This window comes from Solimonas variicoloris DSM 15731 (genome assembly GCF_000382285.1).
Classification (GTDB): Bacteria; Pseudomonadota; Gammaproteobacteria; order Nevskiales; family Nevskiaceae; genus Solimonas; species Solimonas variicoloris.
Genome location: NZ_KB907935.1, coordinates 32,016 through 57,615, shown reverse-complemented (window position 1 = coordinate 57,615; position 25,600 = coordinate 32,016). Strand labels below are relative to the sequence as shown.

The 25,600-nt window shown below is 70.0% G+C and carries 20 protein-coding genes; 10 read left to right on the top strand and 10 right to left on the bottom strand.

The genetic code is table 11. From position 1 onward, the window contains the following. Positions 1–2 precede the first annotated feature (2 nt). A complete protein-coding gene (locus H149_RS0112925; protein ID WP_020650184.1) occupies positions 3–245 on the top strand; it encodes a PA3496 family putative envelope integrity protein in 243 nt (80 codons plus the stop codon). Between the two features lie 13 nt (positions 246–258). On the opposite strand, the gene H149_RS0112920 is transcribed toward H149_RS0112925, so the two are convergent. The 3 genes from H149_RS0112920 to H149_RS0112910 form a co-directional block, all read right to left on the bottom strand. Then, a complete protein-coding gene (locus H149_RS0112920) occupies positions 259–978 on the bottom strand; it encodes an LOG family protein (RefSeq protein ID WP_020650183.1) in 720 nt (239 codons plus the stop codon). 43 nt (positions 979–1,021) lie between these two features. Beyond that, positions 1,022–3,250 carry a DUF1631 family protein gene (locus H149_RS0112915; protein ID WP_020650182.1) on the bottom strand — a complete coding sequence of 743 codons (2,229 nt, stop codon included), beginning with the start codon at positions 3,248–3,250 and terminating at the stop codon, positions 1,022–1,024. A 147-nt stretch (positions 3,251–3,397) separates the two neighbouring features. Beyond that, positions 3,398–3,997, bottom strand: coding sequence for an HNH endonuclease (locus H149_RS0112910; RefSeq protein WP_245540520.1), 600 nt, complete (start codon positions 3,995–3,997; stop codon positions 3,398–3,400). 215 nt (positions 3,998–4,212) lie between these two features. Between H149_RS0112910 and clpB the strand changes: the two genes are divergently transcribed. The 5 genes from clpB to H149_RS0112885 all read left to right on the top strand — a co-directional run bounded on the left by clpB (position 4,213) and on the right by H149_RS0112885 (position 11,843). Beyond that, entirely contained in the window at positions 4,213–6,810 is a 2,598-nt protein-coding gene (gene clpB, locus H149_RS0112905) for an ATP-dependent chaperone ClpB (protein ID WP_020650180.1), read from the top strand. Between the two features lie 113 nt (positions 6,811–6,923). After that, positions 6,924–9,320 (top strand): TonB-dependent receptor, encoded by a 2,397-nt coding sequence (locus tag H149_RS0112900; RefSeq protein ID WP_154654795.1) that lies wholly within the window; start codon positions 6,924–6,926, stop codon positions 9,318–9,320. 87 nt (positions 9,321–9,407) lie between these two features. Then, a complete protein-coding gene (locus H149_RS0112895) occupies positions 9,408–9,650 on the top strand; it encodes a FeoA family protein (RefSeq protein ID WP_020650178.1) in 243 nt (80 codons plus the stop codon). A gap of 160 nt (positions 9,651–9,810) precedes the next feature. After that, the gene (gene feoB / locus H149_RS0112890) at positions 9,811–11,646 is read left to right on the top strand and encodes a ferrous iron transport protein B (RefSeq protein WP_020650177.1); all 1,836 of its coding nucleotides are present in this window, start codon (positions 9,811–9,813) and stop codon (positions 11,644–11,646) included. Further along, a complete protein-coding gene (locus tag H149_RS0112885) occupies positions 11,643–11,843 on the top strand; it encodes a hypothetical protein (protein WP_020650176.1) in 201 nt (66 codons plus the stop codon). The genes feoB and H149_RS0112885 overlap by 4 nt, the downstream gene beginning before the upstream one ends. A 226-nt stretch (positions 11,844–12,069) precedes the next feature. On the opposite strand, the gene H149_RS20915 is transcribed toward H149_RS0112885, so the two are convergent. Beyond that, the gene (locus tag H149_RS20915) at positions 12,070–13,452 is read right to left on the bottom strand and encodes a M20/M25/M40 family metallo-hydrolase (protein ID WP_020650175.1); all 1,383 of its coding nucleotides are present in this window, start codon (positions 13,450–13,452) and stop codon (positions 12,070–12,072) included. A gap of 146 nt (positions 13,453–13,598) precedes the next feature. Between H149_RS20915 and mfd the strand changes: the two genes are divergently transcribed. From mfd to H149_RS22255, 4 genes are all read left to right on the top strand, one after another. After that, positions 13,599–17,036 carry a transcription-repair coupling factor gene (gene mfd, locus H149_RS0112875; protein WP_083930966.1) on the top strand — a complete coding sequence of 1,146 codons (3,438 nt, stop codon included), beginning with the start codon at positions 13,599–13,601 and terminating at the stop codon, positions 17,034–17,036. 107 nt (positions 17,037–17,143) lie between these two features. Next, positions 17,144–17,719 carry a CsiV family protein gene (locus H149_RS0112870; protein ID WP_169518348.1) on the top strand — a complete coding sequence of 192 codons (576 nt, stop codon included), beginning with the start codon at positions 17,144–17,146 and terminating at the stop codon, positions 17,717–17,719. 2 nt (positions 17,720–17,721) lie between these two features. Then, positions 17,722–18,291, top strand: coding sequence for a hypothetical protein (locus H149_RS23255; RefSeq protein WP_020650172.1), 570 nt, complete (start codon positions 17,722–17,724; stop codon positions 18,289–18,291). 76 nt (positions 18,292–18,367) lie between these two features. After that, entirely contained in the window at positions 18,368–20,251 is a 1,884-nt protein-coding gene (locus H149_RS22255) for an Lnb N-terminal periplasmic domain-containing protein (protein ID WP_020650171.1), read from the top strand. 31 nt (positions 20,252–20,282) lie between these two features. On the opposite strand, the gene H149_RS0112855 is transcribed toward H149_RS22255, so the two are convergent. From H149_RS0112855 to rlmD, 6 genes are all read right to left on the bottom strand, one after another. Then, a complete protein-coding gene (locus tag H149_RS0112855) occupies positions 20,283–21,029 on the bottom strand; it encodes an S-methyl-5'-thioinosine phosphorylase (protein WP_020650170.1) in 747 nt (248 codons plus the stop codon). A 41-nt stretch (positions 21,030–21,070) separates the two neighbouring features. Then, complete coding sequence (locus H149_RS0112850) at positions 21,071–21,628, bottom strand: hypoxanthine-guanine phosphoribosyltransferase (RefSeq protein WP_020650169.1); 558 nt, start codon at positions 21,626–21,628, stop codon at positions 21,071–21,073. After that, positions 21,625–22,644: a beta-N-acetylhexosaminidase gene (gene nagZ / locus H149_RS20905; RefSeq protein WP_245540517.1), complete on the bottom strand. Its 1,020-nt coding sequence runs from the start codon at positions 22,642–22,644 to the stop codon at positions 21,625–21,627. The genes H149_RS0112850 and nagZ overlap by 4 nt, the downstream gene beginning before the upstream one ends. Then, complete coding sequence (locus H149_RS0112840; protein ID WP_020650167.1) at positions 22,628–23,104, bottom strand: L,D-transpeptidase family protein; 477 nt, start codon at positions 23,102–23,104, stop codon at positions 22,628–22,630. Before H149_RS0112840 ends, nagZ begins: the two co-directional genes overlap by 17 nt. Then, complete coding sequence (locus tag H149_RS0112835; protein ID WP_020650166.1) at positions 23,101–23,595, bottom strand: CYTH domain-containing protein; 495 nt, start codon at positions 23,593–23,595, stop codon at positions 23,101–23,103. The genes H149_RS0112840 and H149_RS0112835 overlap by 4 nt, the downstream gene beginning before the upstream one ends. 670 nt (positions 23,596–24,265) lie before the next feature. Beyond that, positions 24,266–25,600, bottom strand: a complete 1,335-nt coding sequence (gene rlmD / locus H149_RS0112830; RefSeq protein ID WP_020650165.1) for a 23S rRNA (uracil(1939)-C(5))-methyltransferase RlmD — start codon at positions 25,598–25,600, stop codon at positions 24,266–24,268.

The following is a 25,600-nucleotide window of genomic DNA, read 5'->3' as shown; positions in this document are numbered from 1 at the left end:
GTATGCCGCGCAAGCCGAAGAAGCAAGCTGCACAGAGCGACGCCAGCAAGAGCTACGACGAGTTCGTCGACGAGAGCGAGACGCTCGAGGACGAGGCGCTCCCTGCCGACACGCCGACGGCCGCTTCGCCGATCAAGTCGCGCGACTGGCGCGACGTCGAGAAACTGCAGGAAGAGCGCCGCCTGCGTCGTCTGATCGCCGACGAAATCGACTTCGATATCGACGACAGGCCGCGGCGGCGCTGAAGCGCCGGCCGCCTCAATCCGCCGGATGCGGTCGCAGCTCGTCGCGCAGGATCGCGAACGCGCTGTCGACGTCATCGCAATAGCGGAACAGATCGACATCGTCCGGCGAGATCAGGCCGCGCTCGGCGAGACTGCCGAAGTCGATCAAGCCCTCCCAGAACGCCCGCCCGTAGAGAATGATCGGCAGCCGCGAGACCTTGCCGGTCTGCGTCAGCGTCAGCAGTTCGAAGAGCTCGTCGAGCGTGCCGAAGCCGCCCGGGAAGAACACCGCCCCGCGCGCCAGCTTCACCAGCCAGAACTTGCGCATGAAGAAGTAGTGGAACTGGAACGCGCGCTCCACGTCCACGTACGGATTCAGATGCTGCTCGAACGGCAGCGAGATGTTGAGGCCGACGTTGAGGTGCGCGTCGACGCGGGCGCCGCCGGTGTGCGCGGCCTCCATGACGCCGGGGCCGCCGCCGGTGCAGATGTAGAAGCGCTCCTGCAGCGTGTGCTGGGCCATCGTCCAAGCGGCGAGGCGCTCGGCCAGGCGGGCCGCTTCCATGTACCAGTCGCGTCCATCGGGACCGACGCCGGGCTTCAGGCGCGCCGAGCCGAAGAAGGCGACCGTGTTGCGCACGCCGGTCTTGCGAAAGCGCAGGTCCGGCTCGAGGTACTCGCAGAGGATGCGCACGCCGCGCGCTTCCTCGCTCATCAGGAATTCGTTGTTCTTGTAGGCTTTCAGCGGGCGCACGGGCTCTCCTCGGCGCAGGACGGCGGGGACGCGGAGGATTCGCTCAGACGACGGAGGTCGTCGACTGGACCCAGCTCAGCACCTGCAGCGGCTCGCGCTCGAACGGCAGCACCGCAATGCGGGCGATCGCGGCCTGCAGCTCCGGCGCCGGATCGATGGCGGCGATGCGTCCCGCGGCCAGCTCCGAGGCGAACACGCCGCTGCGCAGGTTCAGGAAGCGCTCTTCCATGTAGTGGCCGAGCAGCACGCTCTGCTGCGTCGGGTAGTACGCGCGCACGCGCACCCAGTGCTTGGTCTGCGCGGCCGCGTCCAGCAGCGTGAACCAGCCGCCCGGCACCAGCACGATCGACAGCAGGCCCTGCAGCTCCTGCTCCGGCGTCAGGCCCGCGCCCTCCTCCTCGACCGCGAACTCGGCGCTGCCGGCTTCGAGCTCGGCCAGGGCGCCTTCCACATTGCGATCGAGGTAGGCCTGCATCAGGCCGGCGATCAGTTCTTCGAGCTTTTCCTTGGCGAAGCCGACGTCGGCGAGGCGATGGGTCACCGCCGCGACCAGCTCGGCTTCTTCCTCGACGCGCGCTTCCGGCGGCCGGGCATCCGGCCGCAGGCTGTGCAGCACGCGATCGACGAGATCGATCGTCGTCACCCAGGCGGCGCCTTCGATGCCGTCGCGGATGTAGTCGACGCACAGACGCGGCGCGAAGCCGGACAGCATCAGACGCATCGCCCCGGTCGGCAGCACGCGTTCGCCGACGCGCATCTTCAGCTCGTGCGCGACGATGCGGCGCACGCGCTCGATCTGCTGGCGGTTGCGGCTCTGCTGGGTCTCGTCCTGCTGGCGCAGGAAGCGGTCCGCGGTCGGCTCGTCGACGGCGCGCGACGGCTGGCTGCGCAGCCGCGCCGGATCGAGCTGGAAGCTGCGCGCGATCTCGTCGACCAGGCCCTGCAGCTCGCCGACGATCTGCTCGGGCACCGCGGCGCCGCCGGCGCCGACCTGCAGCGCCAGCTCGTAGAGATCGTTGGTGGCGCGCCGCGCCGGGTGCGTCGGGCTGGAAAAGAACTGCGGATCGGCGAGCGCCGCCTTCATCACCGGCAGCTGCAGCCGCGCGAGCAGCGGCTTCATCGCCTCCGGCAGGCGCGGATCGTTGTAGTAGCCGTCGAACATGCGCGCCACCAGACCGATGTTCTGCGGCGGCAGCCAGGCCGGCGTCTGCGGCTGCTGGCCGCTCGCGTAGCTCTGCAGGATATGGCTGATGTCATGCGCCAGCCAGGCGTCGCTGTAGCTTTGCGCGGCGCCGCCGGCAGCGGCGTAGGCGGCCGGACCATAGGCCGGCCAGCTCGCCGGATAGCCGGCTGCCATCGCGCCCGGCAGGGCCGGCGGCATGGCGCCGGCGGCCGGCGCACCGAAAGCACCGCTGCCATAGGCCGGCATGCCGGGCGCGGACACGCCCATGAACTGCGAGAAGCGCTGGGCGTCGACGCCCGAGGCCCAGCTCGGCGGCGCGGCGCCGGCTTCGGCCATGCCCGCGCCAAACGCGGCGGCGGCCGGGCCGAGCGGCGGCGCCCCCGGACGCGCGCGGCGCGGATCGGCCGGCGCGCCTTCCTTGGGTTCGACCCCGTGCCCCGCCAGCAACTGATTGGCGTGCATGAACACTTCGGACAGGCGGCCGACGACGACGCGGTCGAACAGCTTGTAGATGACCAGCTTGATCGGGAAATCGACCTGCAGGTTCTGCACCGAGCTCTGGAAGGCGCGGATGATCCGGGCCGGCGACATCGCATCGGAGGCGAGCGCGCCGCCGGTCATGTCGGCGAGCCGCGCCATGCGCCGCTGCAGCTCGACCAGCTCGTGCGCATGCAGCGAGGTGGCCTTGCTCTCCATGTTGGAGACGGCGATGCGCTCCTCGAGCTGGTCGCCGTCCTGCAGCGACCACTGCGACATGTCTTCGAGATCGGCGCCGGCGTTCAGGTCTTCGGCTTCGACGCCGATGCGCGACAGCGCATCCTGCAGCGACTGCCGGAACGCCTTGATGATCTGCGCGCGCTGCACGCGCACGATGCGCATGGTGTCCAGGTACAGGCGCTGCTCGTCGCTGGAACGCGCCTTCTCGGCCGAGTCGAAGAGGATGTCGTCGGCCTTCTCGAACATCGTCTGCAGCTGCTCGCCAAGCACCGAGACGGCCATGTCGTGCAGGGCCGAAACGATCGGGTTGCCGGGTGTGGCGGCAGCGGCCGCGTCCGGCGAACGCGCATTGGCGAAACTCGTGGCGCTCATCAGGCTGGATCGGATACGAGGGTCGGCTCGGGCAGCGCCGGCAGAATGGCCGCGCTGCGAACTGCGTCACAGTGTAGCGTGGGGCATCCTGGCGCGCAGGGTTCCAGCGTCTGTTTTTTGACGCCAGGCCCGCCGCGCATCGGCCGGCTAATGCCGTTCACGCCGCCTGCCGGCATGGGCCAGCAGGAACTCCATCTGGTCGGCCAGGATTCGCCGGTTCGACAGGATCAGGTACTCGGCGAGGTTCGGCGTGTACGGCACCGCGAGCAGGCGCATGCTGGCCTCCTCGGGCGTGCGGTCGTCCTTGTGCTGGTTGCACTGCCGGCAGGCCGTCACGCAGTTTTCCCAGGCCGAAGCGCCGCCGCGCGAGGCCGGCACCACGTGGTCGCGCGTCAGCAGGTGCGCCGGAAACTGCCGGCCGCAATACAGACAGAGATTGTGGTCGCGCTGGAACAGCGTGCGGTTGGTCAGCAGCGGCACGCCGCGCGCGTGGCACTTGGAACGGTCGGCGACGGCGATGATCGAGCCGATCTCGACCTGCGAGCGCAGGCCGGTCAGCGCGCTGACCCCGCCCCGGATCAGGAAGCGCTCGGCCCCCGCCTCCCAGCGCACGCGGTCGCGGGCATAGAGCGTCACGGCCGTATGCCAATGTATCCAGGAAACCGGTTGGCCACCGGAATCCACCTTGAGGATGGCCGGAATGTTTTCCATCGGGTCCGTATGCGAGTCTTGGCGCATCGACGCCATTGAACCGCGGGAAGATGACAACATCGGGACCATATATCGCCGAAGCGGCTTCGCGCAAGCCTTTTTGGTCAGGGACTTAGCCTGGATTCCTGAGCTAGCCTTGCAGACGGCGGCACCTCGGCCGCGGCCGTTGCCGGCGCGCTTGAAACGGGGGACGCCGACCGCACTTGGGAAGCATCGCAACCCCTACCCCATTGGCCCAAGGACACCCACCGATGCGCATGGAAAAACTGACGAGCCGCTTCCAGCAGGCGCTGGCCGATGCCCAGTCGCTCGCCGTCGGCCGCGACAACCCGGCGATCGAGCCACCGCACCTGCTGAGCGCGCTGCTCGATCAGGACGGCGGCTCGACGCTGCCGCTGCTGCAGAACGCCGGCGTCAACGTCGACCTGCTGCGCAGCAAGCTGGCCCAGGCAATCGACCGCCTGCCGCGCCTCGGCGAAGCCACCGGCGAGGTCAATGTCTCGCCCGATCTCGCCAAGCTGCTGAACCTCACCGACAAGCTCGCCCAGCAACGCAAGGACCAGTTCATTTCGACCGAGCTGTTCGTGCTCGCCGCGAGCGAGGACAAGGGCGCGGTCGGCGAAGCGCTGCGCGCGGCCGGCGCGCGCAAGGAACTGCTCGACAAGGCGATCGAAGCCGTGCGCGGCGGCGCCAAGGTCGACTCCGCCGGCGCCGAGGACAACCGCCAGGCGCTGGAGAAGTACACGATCGACCTCACCGCCCGCGCGCAGAGCGGCAAGCTCGATCCGGTGATCGGCCGCGACGAGGAAATCCGCCGCGTGATCCAGGTGCTGAGCCGTCGCACCAAGAACAACCCGGCGCTGATCGGCGAGCCGGGCGTCGGCAAGACCGCGATCGTCGAGGGCCTGGCCCAGCGCATCGTCGACGGTGAAGTGCCCGAGTCGCTGAAGGGCAAGCGCGTGCTGTCGCTGGACCTCGGCTCGCTGATCGCCGGCGCCAAGTTCCGCGGCGAATTCGAGGAGCGCCTGAAATCGGTACTGACCGATCTCGCCAAGCAGGAAGGCAAGGTGATCCTGTTCATCGACGAGATCCACACCTTGGTCGGCGCCGGCAAGGCCGAAGGCGCGATGGACGCCGGCAACATGCTCAAGCCGGCGCTGGCGCGCGGCGAGCTGCATTGCGTCGGCGCGACCACGCTCGACGAGTACCGCAAGTACATCGAGAAGGACGCGGCGCTGGAGCGCCGCTTCCAGAAGGTGCTGGTCGGCGAACCGAGCGTCGAGGACACGATCGCCATCCTGCGCGGCCTGAAGGAGCGCTACGAAGTCCACCACGGCGTTGACATCACCGACGGCGCGCTGATCGCGGCGGCCAAGCTGAGCCACCGCTACATCACCGATCGCAACCTGCCCGACAAGGCCATCGACCTCGTCGACGAGGCCGCGTCGCGCATCTCGATCGAGATCGACTCCAAACCGGAGGCGCTCGACCGCCTGCACCGCCGCCTGATCCAGCTCAAGATCGAGCGCGAAGCGCTGAAGAAGGAAGAGGACGAGGGCGCCAGAAAGTCGCTCGCCGCGCTCGAGGACGAAATCGCCAAGCTCGAGAAGGAATACGCCGATCTCGAGGAGAAGTGGAAGGCCGAGAAGGCGTCGGTGACCGGCAGCGCCGGCCTCAAGGAAGAGCTCGACCGCGTGCGCGTCGAGCTCGACGCCGCGCGCCGCGCCGGCGACCTCGCGCGCATGGCCGAGCTGCAGTACGGCAAGATCCCCGAACTGGAGAAGAAGCTCGCGCAGAATCCGACCAGCAGCGCCGCGCCGCAGAAGTTCGAACTGCTGCGCACCAGCGTCGGCGAGGACGAGATCGCCGAAGTGGTCGCGCGCTGGACCGGCATCCCGGTCTCGAAGCTGCTCGAAGGCGAGCGCGAGAAGCTGCTGCGCATGGAAGAGGCGCTGCACCAGCGCGTGATCTCGCAGGACGAGGCGATCTCCGCCGTGTCCAACGCCATCCGCCGCTCGCGCGCCGGCCTGTCGGATCCGAACCGGCCGATCGGCTCGTTCCTGTTCCTCGGCCCGACCGGCGTCGGCAAGACCGAGCTGTGCAAGGCACTGGCCTCGTTCCTGTTCGACACCGAGGAAGCGATGGTGCGCATCGACATGAGCGAGTTCATGGAGCGCCACTCCGTGAGCCGCCTGATCGGCGCGCCGCCGGGCTACGTCGGCTACGACGAGGGCGGCTATCTGACCGAAGCCGTGCGCCGTCGGCCGTACTCCGTGGTGCTGATGGACGAGGTCGAGAAAGCGCATCCGGAGGTGTTCAACATCCTGCTGCAGGTGCTCGACGACGGCCGCCTGACCGACGGCCAGGGCCGCACGGTCGACTTCCGCAACACCGTCATCGTCATGACCTCGAACCTCGGCAGCGCGCTGATCCAGGAGATGATGAGCAAGGACGCGGGAACGCCGTCGGATTACGCCGCGATCAAGGAAGCGGTGATGGGCGTGGTCGGCCAGCACTTCCGTCCGGAGTTCATCAACCGCATCGACGAGGCCGTGGTGTTCCACCCGCTCGGCTCGGCGCAGATCCGCTCGATCGCGCGCATCCAGATGCAGAGCGTCGTGCGGCGCCTGACCGAACGCGGCATTGCGCTGGACGTCAGCGACGCGGCGCTCGACAAGCTGGCCGAGGCCGGTTTCGATCCGATCTACGGCGCGCGGCCGCTGAAGCGCGCGATCCAGAGCCTGGTCGAGAACCCGCTGGCGCGCCTGATCCTCGACGGCCATTTCGCCAGCGGCGACACCGTGCGTGTCGACGTGCGCGACGGCCAGCTGCAGTTCGACAAGCGCTGAGCGCGACAGCGGGCTGGCCCTCGTGGCCGGCCCGCTGCGGCATCGCCGTCCCGGAACGGTGCGCCGCCGAGCGGTAAAGTCGGCCGACAAGAACAACGAAGAAGGGGAAATCCATGGCCGGTTTGCATCGCCGGACCCGGCACGTCGTGGGCCTGGGTCTGCTGCTTGCCGGCGGCGCCAGCGCCGCGCGCGCCGCTGACGGCGCACGGCCGGATACGCTGCCGGAAATCATCGTCACCGCGCAGAAGTTCGCGCAGTCGGTCGAGCAGGTGCCCGCCTCGGTCGGCACGATCGACGGCGAGCTGATCCAGCAAAGCGGCGCGACCGGCTTCCAGGATCTGCAGAGCTACGTCGGTAACGTCACCCTGTCGATCTCGCCGACCGGCGGCGATTTCTTCATCCGCGGCTTCGGCACGCTGTCGACCAACGCCGGCTTCGAGCCTTCGGTCGGCACCGTGGTCGATGGCGTGTTCTACGGCCGCTCGAACTTCCTGTCGGTGTTCTTCAGCGACGTGCAGCGCATGGAAGTGCTGCGCGGCCCGCAGGGCACGCTGTTCGGCAAGAACAGCACGGCCGGCGTCTTCAATCTCGTCACGCGCGCGCCGGCCGAGCGTTTCGGCATCGGCGGCGAGCTGTTCGCCGACGACGGCGGCAGCCACGCCGTGCGGCCGATGCTCAATGTCGCGCTCGGCGACGCCTGGTCGGCGCGTCTGGTCGGCAACTTCCAGCACGACGACGGCACGCTGACGAACACCGACCTCGACCGCCCCGAGGTCAACGTCGACCAGGACACCCTGCGCCTGCGCCTGCGTTACGACGGCGGTCCGCTGCGCATCGACGCCGGCGGCTTCTATTCCGAGCAGAGCCTCAACGCCAACAACTTCCAGCTGACGCACGCCTCCGCACCGATGCGCGTGCTGATGCAGCATTACGACCCCGACTTCGAAGACCGGCTCGACTTCCGCAATTCGGCGAACGTGCCCTCGCGCGGCGACACCGAGTTCGCCGGCGCCAACCTGAGCGTCGACTACCGGCTCGACGGACTCTGGGACATCAGCAGCCTGACGCTGAGTTCGGTCAGCGCCTGGGGTCGCGAGGTCTTGCAAGCGCGCGACATCGACGGCGATTTCTCACCGGTGCCGGTGATCCGCGACACGCTCAGCGCGCCGGCGCCGTTCAACCAGTACAGCCAGGAAATCCGCCTCGCCGGCCACGACCACAGCATCGCCGGCTTCGGCAACGGCATCGACTTCGTGCTCGGCGCCCACTACTACGAGGCCACCTTCGACGCCAACGACCTGTTCCAGCTCGAAGACCTCGGCGCCGCCCTCGCCTACCTGACCGCGGCGCAGGCCGGCAATCCGAACGGCAACGCGCTGCTGCGGCTCGCCGGCGTGCCGCTGACGCAGCTGGCGATTCCGGTCGGACACCTCGCCGACCTGCTCGAACCGGCCCTGCGGCCGGTGATCGGCGCGCGTCAGGCGGCGACCGTGACGCTGGACCAGCGCACCAGCACCGCGGCGCTGTTCGGGCAGATGGAGTATTTCGTCATCGACCACTGGGCGCTGATCCTCGGCGGCCGCATCGGCCGCGAGCACAAGGAGGGGCACTTCACGAGCACCGCCGAAGGCGCGCTGATTCCGCTGGTCGCCGACCAGCAGGATCACGACAGCCGCCGCAATCGCAGCGAGAACGAGTTTTCGCCCAAGGCCGGCCTCAAGTGGCAGCCGCAGCCCGACACCAACGTCTATCTGAGCTGGACGCGCGGCTACAAGAGCGGCGGCTTCAACGCCCTGCCGCTCAACGACAGGAATCTCGAATTCGAACCGGAACGCGCGACCAGCCTCGAACTCGGCACCAAGGCGCGGCTGCTGCAGGGTTCGATGCGCATCAGCGCCGCCCTGTTCAATACCGACTTCGACAATCTGCAGGTCTCGACCTTCAGCAGCGGCAGCGGCAGCGGCGGCGCCGCGCCGGTGTTCCTCAATGCGGCCAGCGCCCGCTCGCGCGGCGGCGAGATCGAGCTGCACTGGCTGACGCCGCTGCCGGGCGTCGCCTTCTACGGTTCGGCCGGCTATGCCGACGCCCTCTATACGCACTACCCGGACGCGCCGGCGCCGGCAACGTCGAGTCAGGCGACCCAGGATCTGAGCGGCAGGACGCTGTCGAACGCGCCGAAGTGGACGGCGGCGGCGATCCCCTCGTTCAGCACGCTGGGCCCGGGCGGCACGCTGATGACGGTCGCCCTCGACGTGCTGTACCGCGGCCAGCGCTACGTCGACGTCGATCTCGCTCCGGCCAAGCGGCAAGCCGCCACGACCGAGATCAATGCGCGCGTCGTGTTCGGCACGCAGGATGGCGCCTGGACCCTGAGTCTCGCGGCCCGCAATCTCACGCAGGAGAGGTGGGTCGATCAGGTCCTGGACGAGCCCCTGGCCCCCGGCAACTACGCGGCGGCGCGCGCCGACCGCGGTCGCGTGCTGTCGGCCAATCTGATCGTCGACCTGTGAGCGGACCGTCCTGCACGCCACGCTGGATCCATGCCGGCGTGATATGATAACGATTCTTATCTACGCCTGATTCCGGGTTTCGTCGCGATGCGCCTTTCCGAGCTTCCGCAGAACGTTGCCGCCACGGTCGCCGCGGTCGAAGACGCCGGCCCCGCCGATCCCATCGCGCGCCGCCTGCGCGACCTCGGTTTCGTCGGCGGCGAGCCGGTGCGCATCGTCGCGCACGGCCCGGTGCAAGGCGATCCGCTGCTGGTGCAGATCGGCTATACGCGCTTCGCGCTGCGCCGCGCCGAAGCCGCGCGCATCCGCGTCGTGCAGGAGGCGGCATGAACCAGCCAAGCTCTCCGCGCGCGCTGCGCATCTGGGGCAAAGCCCGCAGTCCGGACCGGGGCCCGTGCCTTCGGAACCCCCGATCAGCCGCCATACATACCGGTCGCTTCGCGCTGCGCCGCGCCGAAGCGGCGCGCAGCCGCGTCGTGCAGGAGGCGGCATGAACGCCACGCTCCGCGTCGCCCTGGTCGGCAATCCGAACTGCGGCAAGACGGCGCTGTTCAATCAGCTGACCGGCAGCCGCCAGAAGGTCGCCAACTACGCCGGCGCCACCGTCGAGCGCAAGGAAGGCCGCGTGCTGGCGCCGTCCGGCCGCGTCCTGCAATTGCTCGACCTGCCGGGCGCCTACAGCTTCGATGCGACCAGCCCCGACGAGGCGATCACGCGTGACGTCTGCCACGGCCGCTATCCGGGCGAAGCGGCGCCGGACCTGATCGTCTGCGTCGCCGACGCCACCAACCTGCGCCTGCATCTGCGCTTCGTGCTCGAGGTGCAGCGTCTCGGCCGACCGATGGTGCTGGCGCTGAACATGATGGACGCCGCCGCCCGCCGCGGCATCCACATCGATATCGGCGAGCTCGAACGGCGCCTCGGCATTCCGGTGATCGAGACCGTCGCCGTGCAGCGCGGCGGCACCTCCCGGCTGGTCGAGGCGCTCGACCGCCAGGCCCTGCCGGCGCCGCCGGCGGCGCTGCCGGAAGGCACCGATCTGCACGCTGCGGTGCGCACGCTGCTCGCCGCGACGGTGACGATGCCGACCCGCACCGGCCGCATCGACGATGCGCTCGACCGCGTCGCCCTGCACCCGGTCTGGGGTCTGACGATCCTGGCGGTGATGATGTTCATGATCTTCCAGGCGGTGTTCTCCTGGGCGGCGCCGCTGCAGGACGGCATCGAGCTTGGCGTCGCCACGCTCGGCGAGTGGAGCACCGCGCAACTGCCCGACGGCGTGCTCAAGAGCCTGCTGATCGACGGCGTGTTCGCCGGCGCCGGCAGCGTCCTGGTGTTCCTGCCGCAGATCCTGTTCCTGTTCCTGTTCATCCTCATCCTCGAGGAGTCCGGCTATCTGCCGCGCGCCGCCTTCCTGCTCGACCGCATGATGTTCAAGGCCGGCCTTACCGGCCGCGCGTTCATTCCGCTGCTGTCGAGCTTCGCCTGCGCGATTCCCGGCATCATGGCGACGCGCAGCATCCAGGACCCTCGCGACCGCCTGACCACCATCCTCGTCGCGCCGCTGATGACCTGCTCGGCGCGCCTGCCGGTCTACACGCTGCTGATCGCCGCGTTCATTCCCGAACGCAGCGTCGCCGGCGTGTTCAACCTGCAGGGCATCGTGCTGTTCACGCTGTACTTCGCCGGCGTCGCCTCGGCGCTGATCGTGGCGACGGTCATCAAGCGCTTCCGCGGCGACAAGAGCGAGCACGCGCTGCTGATGGAGCTGCCCTCGTACCGCCTGCCGCACGTGCGCGACATCGCGATCGGCCTCAAGGAACGCGCGGTGATCTTCCTGAAGCGCGTCGGCGGCATCATCCTGACGCTGGTCGTGCTGCTGTGGGTACTGGCCAGCTTCCCGGCGCCGCCGCCGGACGCGACGCTGCCGGCGATCGACTACAGCCTGGCCGGCAAGATCGGCCATTTCATGCAGCCGCTGTTCGCGCCGATCGGCTTCAACTGGCAGATCTGCATCGCGCTGATCCCCGGTCTGGCGGCGCGCGAAGTCGCCGTCTCCGCGCTCGGCACCGTCTACGCGATGTCCGGCTCGGACGACACCGTCGCCACCCAGCTCGGCCCGCTGATCGCCCAGCAGTGGCCGCTGGCGACGGCGCTGTCGCTGCTGGCCTGGTACGTGTTCGCGCCGCAGTGCCTGTCGACGCTGGCGGTGATCCGCCGCGAGACCAACTCATGGAAGATGGTCGCGATCGCCGCAGGCTACCTGTTCGCGCTCGCGTACGCCGCCTCGTTCGTCACGTTCCAGATCGCGAGTGCCCTGTCATGAACGCCTATCACGTCTTCGAGATCCTGGTCGTCGGCAGCATCGTCGGCTACGCCGCCTGGAACTTCGCGTCGCGCTTCGTGCCGAAGCTGCGCCGCGGCGGCGCCAAGTCAGCCGGCTGCGACGGCTGCAGCGGCGGCAGCTGCTGCGACGCCTCAACGCCGAAGAAGGCCGAGCAACCGATCCGCTTCCGCCGCTGAGGCGTCCGCCGGCAGCGCCACGCGGTAGCGCGAAATCTCCGGCGCGCGACGCCACCGCGCGAAACAGGTCGCGGCGGGTGCGGAACCTCTGAAAAAGCGCATGCCTCGTCATGGCCAGGCGCCGCAGGCGACGAAGCCATCCTGGCCATCCGGCGGCGCACGACACAATGGCGTCTCCGCATCGCCGCCGCTGCGCGGCCTCGCGATGCCGGCGTTCAGCCCTTCCCTAGTGAGCCTCGCCCGCCGGCAGACGACCGAGCGGGCCCGGCCAGTTCGCCGCGATCCACGCCGCCGTCGCGTAAACGGCGACGTTCTGGCGCAGGCCGGCGCGATCGAGATGATCGAGCGTGTCGGTCGCCGCGTGATGGACGTCGAAGTAGCGCGAAGTGTCCTGCAGCGGCGCCAGCGCCGGCACGCCGGCGCGCACCAGCGGCCCGATGTCGGTACCGCCGCCATCGTCGCGCGGGCCGTCCGCGACGCCGAGCGGCGCGAGCGCGGCGAGCAGCGCGCTGCGCAAGGGCTCGGCCTGCTCCGGCAGCTTGCTGCCGATGCGCCAGACCGGCGCCGAGCCGACGTCGGCTTCCATCGCCAGGACGTGCCGGTCGAGCTCGGCGGCATGCGCCTCGGCATAGGCGCGCCCGCCGGAGACGCCGAACTCCTCGTTGGCGTACAGCACGATGCGGATCGTGCGCAGCGGCTTCTTGCCGTACTTCATGATCGCCCGCGCCGCGCCGGTGACGATCGCCACGCCGGCCGCGTCGTCGTCGGCCCCCGGCGTGATGTCCCAGGAATCGAGATGCGCGCCGAGCAGCACGACCTCGTCGGTCTTGCCCGGCACCTCGGCGACGACCTGCGAGCTGTAGACGGCGCCCAGCTCGCGCGTGAACAGCTTGATGCGCACGGTCGCGCCGCCGGCACGCACCACCGCCGACAGGCGGTCGGCCGCCTGCGGCGACAGGGCCAGCGCCGGGATCTTCGGCGCATCGCCGTACTGCGTGCCGCCGGTATGCGGCGCATCGTCGCCGGCGGTGCTGAGCGAGCGGATCAGGATCGCCGCGGCACCGCGGCGCCCGGCCTCGGCCGGCCCGAAGGCGCGCACCGGGTAGCCCTGACCATAGCCGGAGCCATCGCGCGAGCGCGGCATGCGCCAGTCGATGAAAACGACGCGCCCGCGCACTTGCGCGACCGTCAGCTGCCGGAGCTGTTCGAGCGACTCGACGCGCACGACGTCGGCCTCGATGCCGTAGTTGTCGGTGCCGACGCTGCCGCCGAGCGCGACCGCGTTCAGCGGCAGGCTGTCGACGCCGGAGGTCACCAGCTCGACGCTGGTGGCGCCGCGCACCCAGCGCGGCAGGATCACCGGCTCGGCGTGCACGTTCTTGAGGCCGGCGGCGTCTAGCTTCTGCAGCGCCCAGACCACGGCGTGTTCATAGCCGTCCGAGCCGGCGAAGCGCGGCCCGACTTCGTTGACGAGCGTGCTCGCCAGGTATTCCGGATAAGGGTCCTGCGCGATCTTGTCCTGCAGCCGCGTCACGACCGCGTCGGCGGCGAATGAGGGCAGCGGCAGAACCCACAGCGCCGGCAGCACCAGCGCGCGTAGCAGCTTCATGCTCGAAAACTCCTGCACCGCGCCGTGGACGAAGTCCCGGCGCCGGCGGATGCACGTGAGATAATGAACGCGCCGCGCGAGGCGCGGCGTCCGTCACTATATCCCCGCGCTGCCGCAGCGTCGCGGGTGGTTTCCCCATGGATCCGATGAACTCCGGCACCTCTCCCGCGTTCGCTCTCTCCGCACTCCGGCCGCCTGCGCCCGAAGGCGGCGCCGTTTCGTGGACCGGCCTGCGCGGCCCGGTGGGCGCGCTCGCCGTGGCCCAGCTGGCACGCCTGCAGCCGCGCCTCGTCGTCGCCCTCGCCGCCAGCGAACAGCAGGCCTATCGCCTCGAGGACGAACTGCGCTTCTTCCTCGGCGACCTGCCGCTGGTGCATCTGCCGGACAGCGAGGTGCTGCCCTACGAACAGTTCTCGCCGCATCAGGAAATCCTCTCGCAACGCCTCGCCGCCCTGCACCGCCTGCCGCAGATGCGCCGCGGCGTGCTGCTGACGACGGCCGACGAGCTGATGCGCCGGCTGCCACCGCGCGGCTGGCTGGCCGGACGCGCGTTCGACATCAAGGTCGGCGACCGTCTCGATCCGCAGGCCTTCCGCGCCCAGCTCGTCGCCGCCGGCTACCAGTCGGTGTCGGAGGTGCAGGCGCAGGGCGAATTCGCCGTGCGCGGCGCGCTGCTCGACCTGTTCCCGATGGGCGCCGCCGAGGCCTATCGCCTCGATCTGTTCGACGACGAGATTGAAACGATCCGCACCTTCGATCCGGAAACGCAGCGCAGCGAGGACAAGGTCGACGCGATCCGCCTGCTGCCGGCGCGCGAGTTCCCGACCGACAAGGAAGGTATCGAGACCTTCCGCCGCCGCTACCGCGAATATTTCCCCGGCGATCCCTCGCGCTCGCGCATCTACGCCGAGGTCAGCAAGGGCCTGCTGCCGGGCGGCATCGAGTCCTGGCAGCCGCTGTTCTTCGCCGACGGCACGGCACTGCTGAGCGATTACCTGCCGGACGACGCCATCGTCGTCGCGCTCGACGCCATCGAGCCGGCGCTCGACGAGGACTGGAAGCAGATCCGCGAACGCTTCGAGCGCTACAGCGGCGATCTCGAGCGGCCGCTGATGCAGCCGGACGATCTGTTCGCGGCACCGGCGACGGTGATGAAGGCGCTCGGCCGCCATCCGCGCGCGACCGTCGGCGGCACGCTGGAACCCCGCCTGGGCTTTTCGATCGGCGAGACGCGCAGCGGCGCCGAGGCGGTGCGCGCCCAGCTCGCCGCGCTCGACGCCGACGAGAAGGTGCTGTTCGTCGCCGAATCGCCGGGCCGCCGCGAGGCGGTGCTCGGCTTTCTCAAGCCGCTCGGCATCCAGCCGCGCGAGCATCGCGACTGGCAGGATTTCCTCGCCGACGGCAAGCGCTACGGCATCACGCTCGGGCCGCTGCAGGAGGGCTTCCGCCTCGACGCCGATCGCCTGACGGTGATCTCCGAGGCGCAGATCTTCGGCCTGCACGCGCCGGTCGGCGAGACGCGGCGCCGCACCCGGCACCGCGTGCGCGATCCGGAAACCGTGCTGCGCGACCTCTCCGAGCTGTCGCTGGGCTCGCCGGTCGTGCACGTGCAGCACGGCGTCGGCCGCTACGTCGGCCTGCAGAAGCTCGATGCCGGCGGCATCGAGACCGAATACCTGGTGCTCGAATACGCCGGCGGCGACAAGCTCTACGTGCCGGTCACCTCGCTGAACCTGATCCACCGCTACGCCGGCACCGAGCCGGAGCATGCGCCGCTGCACGGGCTCGGTTCCGACCGCTGGGCCAAGGCCCAGGCCAAAGCCCGCGAGAAGGCGCACGACGTCGCCGCCGAGCTGCTGCAGATCCAGGCGCGCCGCGCCGCCAAGCCCGGCCTCGCGCTCGAATTCGACGAGGCCGACTACGCGCGCTTCTGCGAAGGCTTTCCGTTCGCGCCGACGCCGGACCAGCAGAAGGCGATCGACGCCGTGCTCGACGACATGCGCTCGGCCAAGACCATGGACCGCGTGGTCTGCGGCGACGTCGGCTTCGGCAAGACCGAAGTCGCGCTGCGCGCCGCCTTCGTCGCCGCACGCGGCGGTCGCCAGGTCTGCATGCTGGCGCCGACCACCCTGCTGGTCGAACAGCACGCCAAGAACTTCGCCGACCGCTTCGCCGGCTTCCCGATCCGCGTCGCCAGCCTCTCGCGCTTGCGCTCGACCAAGGAGCAGAACCAGACGCTCAAGGAACTCGCCGACGGCAAGCTCGACGTCGTCATCGGCACGCATCGCCTGCTGCAGGACGACATCCGCTTCAAGGACCTGGGCCTGGTCATCGTCGACGAGGAACACCGCTTCGGCGTCCGCCACAAGGAAAAGCTCAAGAACCTGCGCGCCGAAGTGGACCTGCTGACGCTCACCGCGACGCCGATCCCGCGCACGCTGAACATGAGCCTCGCCGGCCTGCGCGATCTGTCGATCATCGCCACGCCGCCGCCGTCGCGCGTCGCGATCAAGACCTTCGTCTCGGAGTGGAGCAACCCGCTGGTCTACGAAGCCTGCCTGCGCGAGCTCAAGCGCGGCGGCCAGATCTACTTCCTGCACAACGAAGTCAAGGACATCGAGAACTTCGCGCGCAAGATCCAGGAGCTGGTGCCCGAAGGCCGCGTGCGCTACGCGCACGGCCAGATGCGCGAGCGCGAACTCGAACAGGTGATGCTCGATTTCTACCACCAGCGCTTCAACATCCTGGTCTGCACGACGATCATCGAGTCCGGCATCGACGTGCCGAGCGCCAACACCATTCTGATCGACCGCGCCGACGCGCTCGGCCTCGCCCAGCTGCACCAGCTGCGCGGCCGCGTCGGCCGCTCGCATCATCGCGGCTACGCCTACTTTCTCGTGCCCTCGCGGCGCGCGCTCAATCCGGACGCCGAGAAGCGCCTGGAGGCGATCGAAACGCTCGGCGATCTCGGCTCCGGCTTCGCGCTGGCCACGCACGATCTCGAGATCCGCGGCGCCGGCGAACTGCTCGGCGAGGACCAGTCCGGGCAGATCGAGGAAGTCGGCTTCACGATGTACGCCGAGCTGCTCGAACGCGCGGTCCGCGCGATCAAGGCCGGCAAGCTCGACGACGCGCCGTTCGGCAGCGCCGTCTGCGAGATCGACCTCGGCGTCGCCAGCCTGATTCCGGACGACTACATCCCCGACGTGCACGCGCGTCTGACGCTGTACAAGCGCATCGCCGAAGCCGCCGACGACACGGCGCTGCGCGAGCTGAAGGTCGAGATGATCGACCGCTTCGGCCTGCTGCCGGCGCCGGCCGAGCGCCTGTTCGACGCCGCCGAGCTGCGCATCGCCGCGCAGGCGCTGGGCATCGCCCGCGTGCGCGCCGGCGCGCGCTCGATCACGCTCGACTTCGGCGCGCAGCCGCAGCTGGAGCCGATCCGCCTGATCAAGCTGATCCAGACCCAGCCCAAGGTCTACAAGCTCGAAGGCCAGAAGCGCCTGCATTGCTACGGCAACTTCGAGACCGCCAAAACGCGCATTCCGGCCGCCCGCCAGCTGCTGGCGACGCTGCGCGGCTGAAGCGGCGGCTTTCCGTCCGCAGCGCCGCCGGCATGGCTTACACTGCGTGCGATCCGCGTGCGGCCATGCTGCACGCGGATCGCTATTCCAACCTGAACAAAGACCCGATGGCTGCCACGTTCCGCCGCCGACATTCCTTCACGGCCCTGCTGTTCGGACTGCTGGTCGCACTGCCCGTCCATGCCGAGACCTATCGCATGGACCTCATCGTCTTCCTCGACCGCTCCGCGCCGACCGAGGCCGGGCGGCCGCCGCAGCTGCCGAACCTCGCCGTCGCGACGCTGCCGGACAACCCGGCGGCGCTGCAAGCGGCCGGCATCACGCTGCTGCCGGACAACGCCTTCGCGCTGCAGGACGAGTGGCAGCGGCTGCGCAATTCGAAGCGCTTCCAGCCGCTGGTGCGGCTGGCCTGGACGCAGAAGGACCCACCGGAAAGCAACGGCCCGGCGATCCGCGTGCGCTGGGGCGAGCCCGGCAGCGGCGATCTCGCGCCGCTCGACGGCCGCGTGATGCTGCTGATCGTCAACCGCTACCTGACGCTCGACGCCGACCTGCAGTACACGAGCGGCGGCAGCAGCTGGACGCTCGACACGCGCCGCCGCATGCGCCGCGACGAGCTGCACCATCTCGACAGCGCGCGGCTCGGCATCCTCGCGCGCGTGACCAAGGCCGAGGGCAACTGACGATGACGCGCGCGCGCACCCTGCCGGCGCTGGCGGCGCTGCTGCCGGCCCTGCTGCTCGCCGGCTGCCAGGCCTGGCACGGCGGCGAAACTGCCGAAGCCGAGGTGGTGCTGCCGCCCGAGCCGGCGCCGGCCTGCGACGTGTCGCTGCAGCTGCAGCCACCGGTGCTGCGCCTGCCGCGCACCGACGCACCCAAGCGCGTGCCGCGCGACAAGAACGCGCCGTCGGTCGATATTTCTCAGATCCATACCGTCAACCGCCCGCTGCAGGACATCGGCGTGTGGAGCGAAACCGCCGGCGGCTGGTCGGTGCTGACGCTGCAGCTCGGCTCGGAACGGGCGCGCTCGCTCGCCGTACGCCTGCACGACGTCCACCTGCCGAAAGGCGGCGCGCTGTGGCTGTGCTCGGTCGACGGCAAGCTGCGCGCCGGCCCGTACGTGCAGAAGCCGGATGGCGAGCTGTGGTCGGAACCGGTCGCCGCCTCGCAGGCGCGCCTCGAGGTCTGGGCGCCGACCGCACGCCGCGCCGAGGTTGGCGGCCTGCTCGCCGACGTCTACGGCGGGTATCGCTGAGCCGCACCGCCGTCCGCATCGGCCGCCGCCGCGCGGCGTCCGCGTGCCGCCACCCAACCGACCCCGACCGCCTGCCGTGCGTGCGCTGCTGATGCTCGTCCTGCTGCTGCCGGCGTGGCCGGCGTGCGCCGGAACATCTCTTGAAGATCCGTCGGCAGTCTGGCGGGACCGCGCGCACGCGCTGCACCTCGACGAAGCACCGCAGTGGCGGCGCCTGCTGCACATTCCGCCGGGCGCGACGCGCAGCGAGATCGCCGCGCCGGCCTTCTTCCTGTCGGCGCCGGACACGCCCTCGGCGCGCACCGAACTCGATGCCGCCCTGGCGGCCTGGTTTGCGCCGGCGGCGCTGCCGGCCGACGCCGATCCGCGCTGCCGCTTCCCGGCGCGTCTGCGCTGGCTGCAGGAACAGCTGGCACTGCCGGCCGCGACCGATGCGCCCGCTTGCCCGGCGCTGCGCGCGTGGCAGCGCGAAGCGCAGGCGCAATCGGTCAGCATGGTCATGATCAGCGGCTATTTCGGCAATCCGGCCTCGTCGTTCGGGCATACGCTGCTGAAGATCAGCGGCGTCGCCGACAGCCCGGACGCGCGGCCGCTCGATCCCAGCCTCAATTTCGGCGCCGACGTCCCGGACGACGAGCCGGACGTCCTCTACGTCCTCAAAGGCGTGTTCGGCGGCTACGAAGCGCGCTTCTCGGCGGCGCCGCACGAGCAGCGCGAACGGCGCTACGCGCGAACCGAGTTCCGCGACCTGTGGGAGTACGAGCTGGCGCTCGACGAAGCGCAGCGCCAGCGCATCACCGATCATCTGTGGGAGCTGCGCAGCGCGCGCTTTCCGTATCACTTCTTCGATGACAACTGCGCGTACCGCCACGGCCAGATCATCAACGTCGGACTGCAGCGTGATCTGATTCCGCGACCGCGGCTCTGGTTCTCGCCAGCCGAGCTGTTCGAGCGCCTCGCCGGCGCGCGCAACGACGGCCATGCGCTGGTCGCGCGGATCCGCTTCGTGCCGTCCAGCCAGCGTCTGCTGTACGCGCGCTTCGCCGCCCTGGAGCCGTCGCTGGCGCGGCGCGTCAATGCCCTGCTCGACGAGCCGCAGGCAGATCCGGACCCGGCGCTGCGCGATCTGCCCGAGGCGGATCGCGGCGCCGTGCTCGACACCCTGCTCGCCTACTACGCGTACCGGCTCGACGGCCTCGACGACGACGCAGCGCCGGCGGATCCGGCGCAGCTCGCCGCCCGCGAGCGCGCGCGCCGCGCCTACGCCGCGCTGCCTGGACACGACGACGCCGGATTCGCCGCTGCCGAACTGCCGCCGCCGACGGCCGGCACGGCGCCGATGCTGGGCGCGCTCGGCGCGCAGCACGACGGCGACCGCACGCGCGTCGAACTGCGCTATGCACCCTATTTCCAGGATCTGGTCGGACGCCACATCGACGACAGCCATGAGCTGCGCGTGTTCGACGCCATCGCCCGCGCCGACGACGCGGGGCTGCGGCTCGATCAGCTCGATTTCATCGGCCTGCGCAACCTGCGACCCGCGCCCGGCATCGCCGGCGAGAACCGCCTGTCGTGGCAGGCGCGGGCCGGCCTGCGGCGCAGCGCCCCGGATCGCGGCGGCGACGCGCGCGGCAGGCTGCGCGCGCAGGCCGAGGCCGGCGCCGGGCAGGCGCTGCACGGTCCGGCCGGCAGTCTGGCCTACGCGATGCTCGACCTGACGAGCACGCCGGGCGAGACGCCGCTCGCCGCCGGGGCGCTGGCCGGCCTGCTCGGCGGCGGCGCGGCCTGGCGCGTCCATCTGCAGTGGTCCGGCCAGTACGATCTGCGCCGCGAAGACTGGCGCTCGCGCGTCGAGGCGCAGCTACGCCTGAGCGTGGCCCGCCAGCTCGAACTGCGCGGCGCCTGGCAGCGCGCCGCCGAGCGCAGCGCCTTCAGCCTGACGCTGGCGCGCTACTGGTGAGCGACGCGCGGCTGGCCGCGCGCCAGCGGATTCACAGCGCCGGCAGCGCCGCAGCGAGCACGGCGCGCACCTTGGCCATGCCGGCTTCGATCGACTGCGCGATCTCGGCGTGGATGTCGCCGACACCCTGCACGCCGGCGCCCCAGTTCACCGACACCGCGAGGCAGGCGTAGTCGAGTCCCAGCTCGCGGGCCAGCGCGGCCTCGGGCATGCCGGTCATGCCGACCATGTCGCAGCCGTCGCGCGCGCAGCGGCGGATTTCGGCGACCGTTTCGAGTCGCGGTCCCTGGGTCACGGCCAGCACGCCTTCGCCGGCGAGCGGCGTCGCCGCGCGCGCGGCGGCCTCGATCAGCGCGCGGCGCAGCGCCTGCGCGTATGGCTCGGCGAACTCGGCATGCTGCAGCGTCGACCCCGGACGGCCGTCCGAATAGCTGTGCTCGCGGCCCCAGGTGTAGTCGACGAGATCTGCCGGCACCGCGATCTCGCCCGGCTTGAACCACGGCGCGATGCCGCCGACCGCGGCGATCGCGATCACCGACTGCACGCCGGCCTGCTGCAGCGCCCACAGATTGGCGCGGTAGTTGATCGCGTGCGGCGGGATCTTGTGGCCCTCGCCGTGGCGCGCGAGGAAGATGGCGCGCGTGCCGTAGATCCGCCCTTCGAGCAGCGGCGCGCTGGCCGGCCCGTACGGCGTGTCGACCACGAGGCGGCGCTCGATGTCCAGGCCCGGCCACTGGTTCATGCCGGTGCCGCCGATCACTGCGATGTTCGTGCTCATCAGTCCGATTCCTGCCGGCCGGGTCAAGGCCGGGCCGCGTCTCACATGCCCTTGACGGCGTAGATCGCCGGCAGCTGGCGCCAGTATTCTTTGTAATCCATGCCGCAGCCGAACACGTAGCGGTCGCCGACTTCGAGACCGATGTACTCGGCCTGCGCGCCCGGCGCGCAGCGGTCGTGACGCTTGCGCAGCAGCACGGCGATCGCCAGCGAGGCCGGCTCGAACTGCGTCAGCGCAGCGCGGATCGCCGCCAGCGTGTGGCCTTCGTCGAGGATGTCGTCGATCACCAGCACGTGACGGCCGCTGAGCTTCTCGGGCTTGGGCTGCACTTTCCAGACCAGGCCGCCGCCGGTCGTCGCGCCGCGGTAGCGGCTGGCATGGAAGTAATCCATCTCGAACGGGAAGTTCAGGCGGCGCGTGATCTCCGCCATCGCGTACAGGCCGCCGTTCATCACGCAGTGGATGACCGGGTTGAGTTTCTCGTAGCGCGCCGTGATCTGCGCGGCGAGTTCGTCGTAGGCCTTCGCGACGGCGGCGGCGTCGTGCAGCACGTCGGCCTCGTCGAGCACGGTCAGTGCTTCCTGATGGAGATCGGTCATGGGGTTTCCCGGCCGTGGCGGCCATAGAGCTTCTTGAGTCGCGCCGACGCGGCGCGGTCCGGTGTCACATCGCGGGCCAGCGCGTCGATCAGCCGGATCGCCGCGGCGCGATCGTTGCAGACCGGCAGCATGTCGTTGCCGACCTCGAGCGCCAGGTGCGCGCGCGCCTCCATGTCGCCGACGACGGCGGCGCCGCCCATCGACAGATCGTCGCAGAAGATCGCGCCGCGAAAGCCGAGTTCCTGGCGCAAGATGTCGTGCACCCAGCGCTTCGACAGCGAGGCCGGCTGCGTATCGACGCTGGTGTAGCGCACGTGCGCCATCATCAGCGATTCGATGCCGTCCTCGATCAGGGCCTTGAACGGCTTCAGCTCGGTGGCGCGAATCTCCTCCTCGCGGCGGCGGTCGACCGGCAGCTCGTGATGCGAGTCGGCGGTGACCGCGCCGTGCCCCGGAAAATGCTTGCCGGTGGCGGCGAGGCCCTGGCCGTTGAGGCCGGCGCGGAACGCACGCGCCAGCTCGACGATCACCTCGCTGCGATCGCCGAACGCACGGTCGCCGATGATCTGGCTGAGGCCGTGGTCGATGTCGAGCACCGGCGCGAAGCACAGGTCGATGCCGTAGGCGGACAGTTCGCGGCCGATGGTCTCGCCCTGCAGGCGCGCCTCGGCCAGCGCCCGCACCGGCTTCTCGGCGTAGAGCTGGCCGAGCGTGCGCATCGCCGGGATGCGCGTGAAGCCGACGCGGAAGCGCTGCACGCGGCCACCCTCGTGGTCGACGGCCAGCAGCAGACGCTGGCGCGGCAGCGCGAGCAGATCGTCGCACAGCTTCTTCAGCTGCTCCGGATCGCGGTAGTTGCGGGTGAACAGGATCACGCCGCCGACCAGCGGGTGGCAGAGCAGCTCGCGATCCTCAGCCGTCAGCTCGAGGCCGCCGACGTCGATCATCAGCGGGCCGAGCAGCCGGCTGCGCGTCCGCGGCGCGGCGCGGCTGGGAGTGTTATTCGTGGAGCTCAACTTCGGTACCTGCGGGAACAAGATCGAACAATTCGATGACGTCTTCGTTGCGCATGCGCACGCAGCCGTGCGAGGCCGGCTGGCCGAGGCGCTCGACGTCCGGTGTGCCGTGCACATAGATGTAGCGGCGGAAGGTGTCGACGCAGCCGAGGCGGTTGCGGCCGCGCTCGCAGCCGGACAGCCAGAGGATGCGCGACAGGATCCAGTCGCGGCCGGGATGGTGCGCATGCAGCGCCGGCGACCAGACTTCCCGCGTCCAGCGCCGCGCGCGCAATACCGCGCCGCTCGGCAGGCCGGCGCCGATCCGGGCGCGCACGATATGGCGGCCGCGCGGCGTGCAGCCGGAGCCCTGGATCTCGCCGGCGCCATTGGCGGCGGTCGAAACCGGATACTCGCGCAGCAGCGCCGCGCCGTCGTAGAGACGCAGACGCTGCGCGCCGATGTCGACGTCGATCCTCACGCGCGCTCGGCCGCCGGCCAGCTGGCGTACGGATGCAGCGCCAGATAGTGGTTGTAGTAGCGGCGATCGTCGGTCAGCTCGCGGCCGAGCCAGGCGGGACGCGCGAACGGTGCGTCCACCGACGGCAGCTCGATCTCGGCGACAATCAGACCGGCGTTGTCGCCGACGAACTCGTCGATCTCCCATACCGTACCCGCCGGCGCGCCCGATGCCGGCAGGTAATGGCGGGTCTTTTCGACGCGGCCGACGCACAGCGTGGCGAGGATCTCGCGGCACTCGTCGGGCGGAATGTCGTATTCGTACTCGGCGCGCGCGCTGCCGACGACGGCGGCCTTGATGTTGAGCTTGGCGTCGTCGCCTTCGAGGCGCACGCGCACCGAAGCCTGGCCTTCGCGCGTCAGATAGCCCTGGCGCATGTCCAGCGAGCGCGTCACCGCGGCCCGCCAGGCGTCGCCGACGACGAGGAATTTACGTTCGATTTCGAGCGGCATCAGTCCAGTTCTCCGAGCATGATGGCTTCGGTAAAACTTTCGTTTCGCGCTATCGCGCGCCTCACTTTTCTTTGCTTGTGCAAAGAAAAGTAAGCAAAAGAAAGCACACCCCTGGGGCCGCACTTCGCTGCGCGAAGTGCCCTGCGCTGCTCACGTGCTCGGGACCGTCGCCGACGCGGCATCCCTGCCGCGACGACGACTTGGCCGGCCGTCCTGGCCGGCCATTCCCTGCGCGCGCTGCGCTGCTCGGTGCGGCCCAAGGGGACCCGAACGGCAAAGGCAACAGCAGAGTCTCGCGCCAAGCGGGCTTTGCTGTTTTCTTCTGGTTCCCCTTTGCGTAGCGCCGAGAAGCGCAGTCGGCCCGGGGCTGTCCGGCGCTGACTGTTTGAGCGGTGCGCAGCACCGCGAGTTTCAGCGCCGGCCGGGCCGGCGAGCATCGCAGGGAACCCGAGCGCAGCGAGGGCGCGTAAGCCAGGGGTGTGTTTCTCTTGGTTACTTCTCTTTGCACAAGCAAAGAGAAGTGACTCGCGCCTCAGCGCGAAACCAAAAGCCCGATCAGGCACCGCGTCAGAAGAACGAGCATCTGCGGCGCCAGGCGCGAGCCACAGCCGCGCCCCGTGCCGCCGCAGCTGGCGGGTCGGGAAACCGGCACGGCCGTTGGTCCGAGCCATCAAGCGCCCTTGCGTGCCGGCGCCAGCTCGAACACCGCCATGCTCTCCACATGGCTCGTGTGCGGAAACATGTCCATCACGCCGGCGCGCAGCAGCCGGTAGCCGAACTCATGCACCAGCAGGCCCGCATCGCGCGCCAGCGTGCCCGGATGGCAGGACACGTAGACGATGCGCTTCGGCTTACGGCGCGCGACGATCGGCAGGATCTCCTTGGCGCCGGCGCGCGGCGGATCGAGCAACACTTTGTCGAACGCCGGCTGCAGCCAGGATTCATCGCCGCTCGCCGAGAACAGATCGGCCTTCTCGAAGCGGATGTCGAGGCCGTTGCGCTGCGCGTTGTCGCGGGCGCGCTGCACCAGTCCCGCCTCGCCCTCGACGGCCAGCACCTGCGCGCCGCGCCGCGCCAGCGGCAGCGAGAAATTGCCGAGGCCGCAGAACAGTTCGAGCACGCGCTCGCCCGGCGCCAGTTCCAGCCAGTCCAGCGCCTGATTGACGGTCTGCTGGCTGATGTGGCCGTTGACCTGGATGAAGTCGGTCGGCTCGAAGTGCAGCGACAGCGCCGAGGCGTCCGGCGAATACTGCAGCGTCCGCGCCGCGTCGAGCGGCCGGATGCTGTCCGGGCCGCCGCTCTGCAGGTAGAGGTCGAAGCCCTCGCGTGCGGCGAAGGCGCGCAGCTGCTCGCGATCCGCCTCGCTCGGCGGCTGCAGCACGCGCAGCACCAGCGCGACCACGTCGGCGGCGCAGGCGACCTCGATCTGCGGCACCCGCTGGCGGATCGACAGCGTGCCGATCAGCGCACCCAGCTCGCGCAGCTTCAGGCCGACGCGCGGGTCGATCACCTGGCAGGCGTCGAGCGCGGCGAGAAAGCTCGACTCGCGCTCGCGAAAGCCGACCAGCACGCCGCCCTTCTTCGGCACGTCCTTGACGCCGAGCCGCGCGCGGCGGCGGTAACCCCAGACCGGCCCGACGATCGGTGCCGCGACTTCGCCCGGCACGACCTTGCCGCTGCGCTCCAGCTGGTCGAGCAGCTGCTTCTGCTTGAAGGCGATCTGCTGCTCGGGCGCGAGGTGCTGCATCGAGCAGCCGCCGCAGACGCCGAAGTGCGCGCAGCCGGGCGCGACGCGGTGCGGCGACGGCGTTTCGACGGCGACGCACTGGCCCTCGGCGATGTCCTTGGCGACGCGCAGATAGCGGAAGCGCACGCGCTCGCCGGGCAGCGCGTCGGCGATGAAGGTGGCCTTGCCGTCGATGCGCGCGAAGCCGCGGCCTTCGTGGTCGAAATCGATGATATCGGCGGTGAACTCGCCCGCCGGCGGTAGTTTCTTCTTGCGCAC

Coding starts and splice junctions, on each gene's coding strand:
- H149_RS0112885 (WP_020650176.1), top strand. CDS start 11,643: ATGAACGCCTATCACGTCTTCGAGATCCTGGTCGTCGGCAGCATCGTC.
- H149_RS0112910 (WP_245540520.1), bottom strand. CDS start 3,997: ATGGCGTCGATGCGCCAAGACTCGCATACGGACCCGATGGAAAACATT.
- clpB (WP_020650180.1), top strand. CDS start 4,213: ATGCGCATGGAAAAACTGACGAGCCGCTTCCAGCAGGCGCTGGCCGAT.
- H149_RS0112870 (WP_169518348.1), top strand. CDS start 17,144: ATGGCTGCCACGTTCCGCCGCCGACATTCCTTCACGGCCCTGCTGTTC.
- H149_RS0112850 (WP_020650169.1), bottom strand. CDS start 21,628: ATGACCGATCTCCATCAGGAAGCACTGACCGTGCTCGACGAGGCCGAC.
- H149_RS0112895 (WP_020650178.1), top strand. CDS start 9,408: ATGCGCCTTTCCGAGCTTCCGCAGAACGTTGCCGCCACGGTCGCCGCG.
- H149_RS0112900 (WP_154654795.1), top strand. CDS start 6,924: ATGGCCGGTTTGCATCGCCGGACCCGGCACGTCGTGGGCCTGGGTCTG.
- H149_RS20915 (WP_020650175.1), bottom strand. CDS start 13,452: ATGAAGCTGCTACGCGCGCTGGTGCTGCCGGCGCTGTGGGTTCTGCCG.
- H149_RS23255 (WP_020650172.1), top strand. CDS start 17,722: ATGACGCGCGCGCGCACCCTGCCGGCGCTGGCGGCGCTGCTGCCGGCC.
- H149_RS0112835 (WP_020650166.1), bottom strand. CDS start 23,595: ATGCCGCTCGAAATCGAACGTAAATTCCTCGTCGTCGGCGACGCCTGG.
- H149_RS0112915 (WP_020650182.1), bottom strand. CDS start 3,250: ATGAGCGCCACGAGTTTCGCCAATGCGCGTTCGCCGGACGCGGCCGCT.
- feoB (WP_020650177.1), top strand. CDS start 9,811: ATGAACGCCACGCTCCGCGTCGCCCTGGTCGGCAATCCGAACTGCGGC.
- mfd (WP_083930966.1), top strand. CDS start 13,599: ATGAACTCCGGCACCTCTCCCGCGTTCGCTCTCTCCGCACTCCGGCCG.
- H149_RS0112925 (WP_020650184.1), top strand. CDS start 3: ATGCCGCGCAAGCCGAAGAAGCAAGCTGCACAGAGCGACGCCAGCAAG.
- H149_RS0112855 (WP_020650170.1), bottom strand. CDS start 21,029: ATGAGCACGAACATCGCAGTGATCGGCGGCACCGGCATGAACCAGTGG.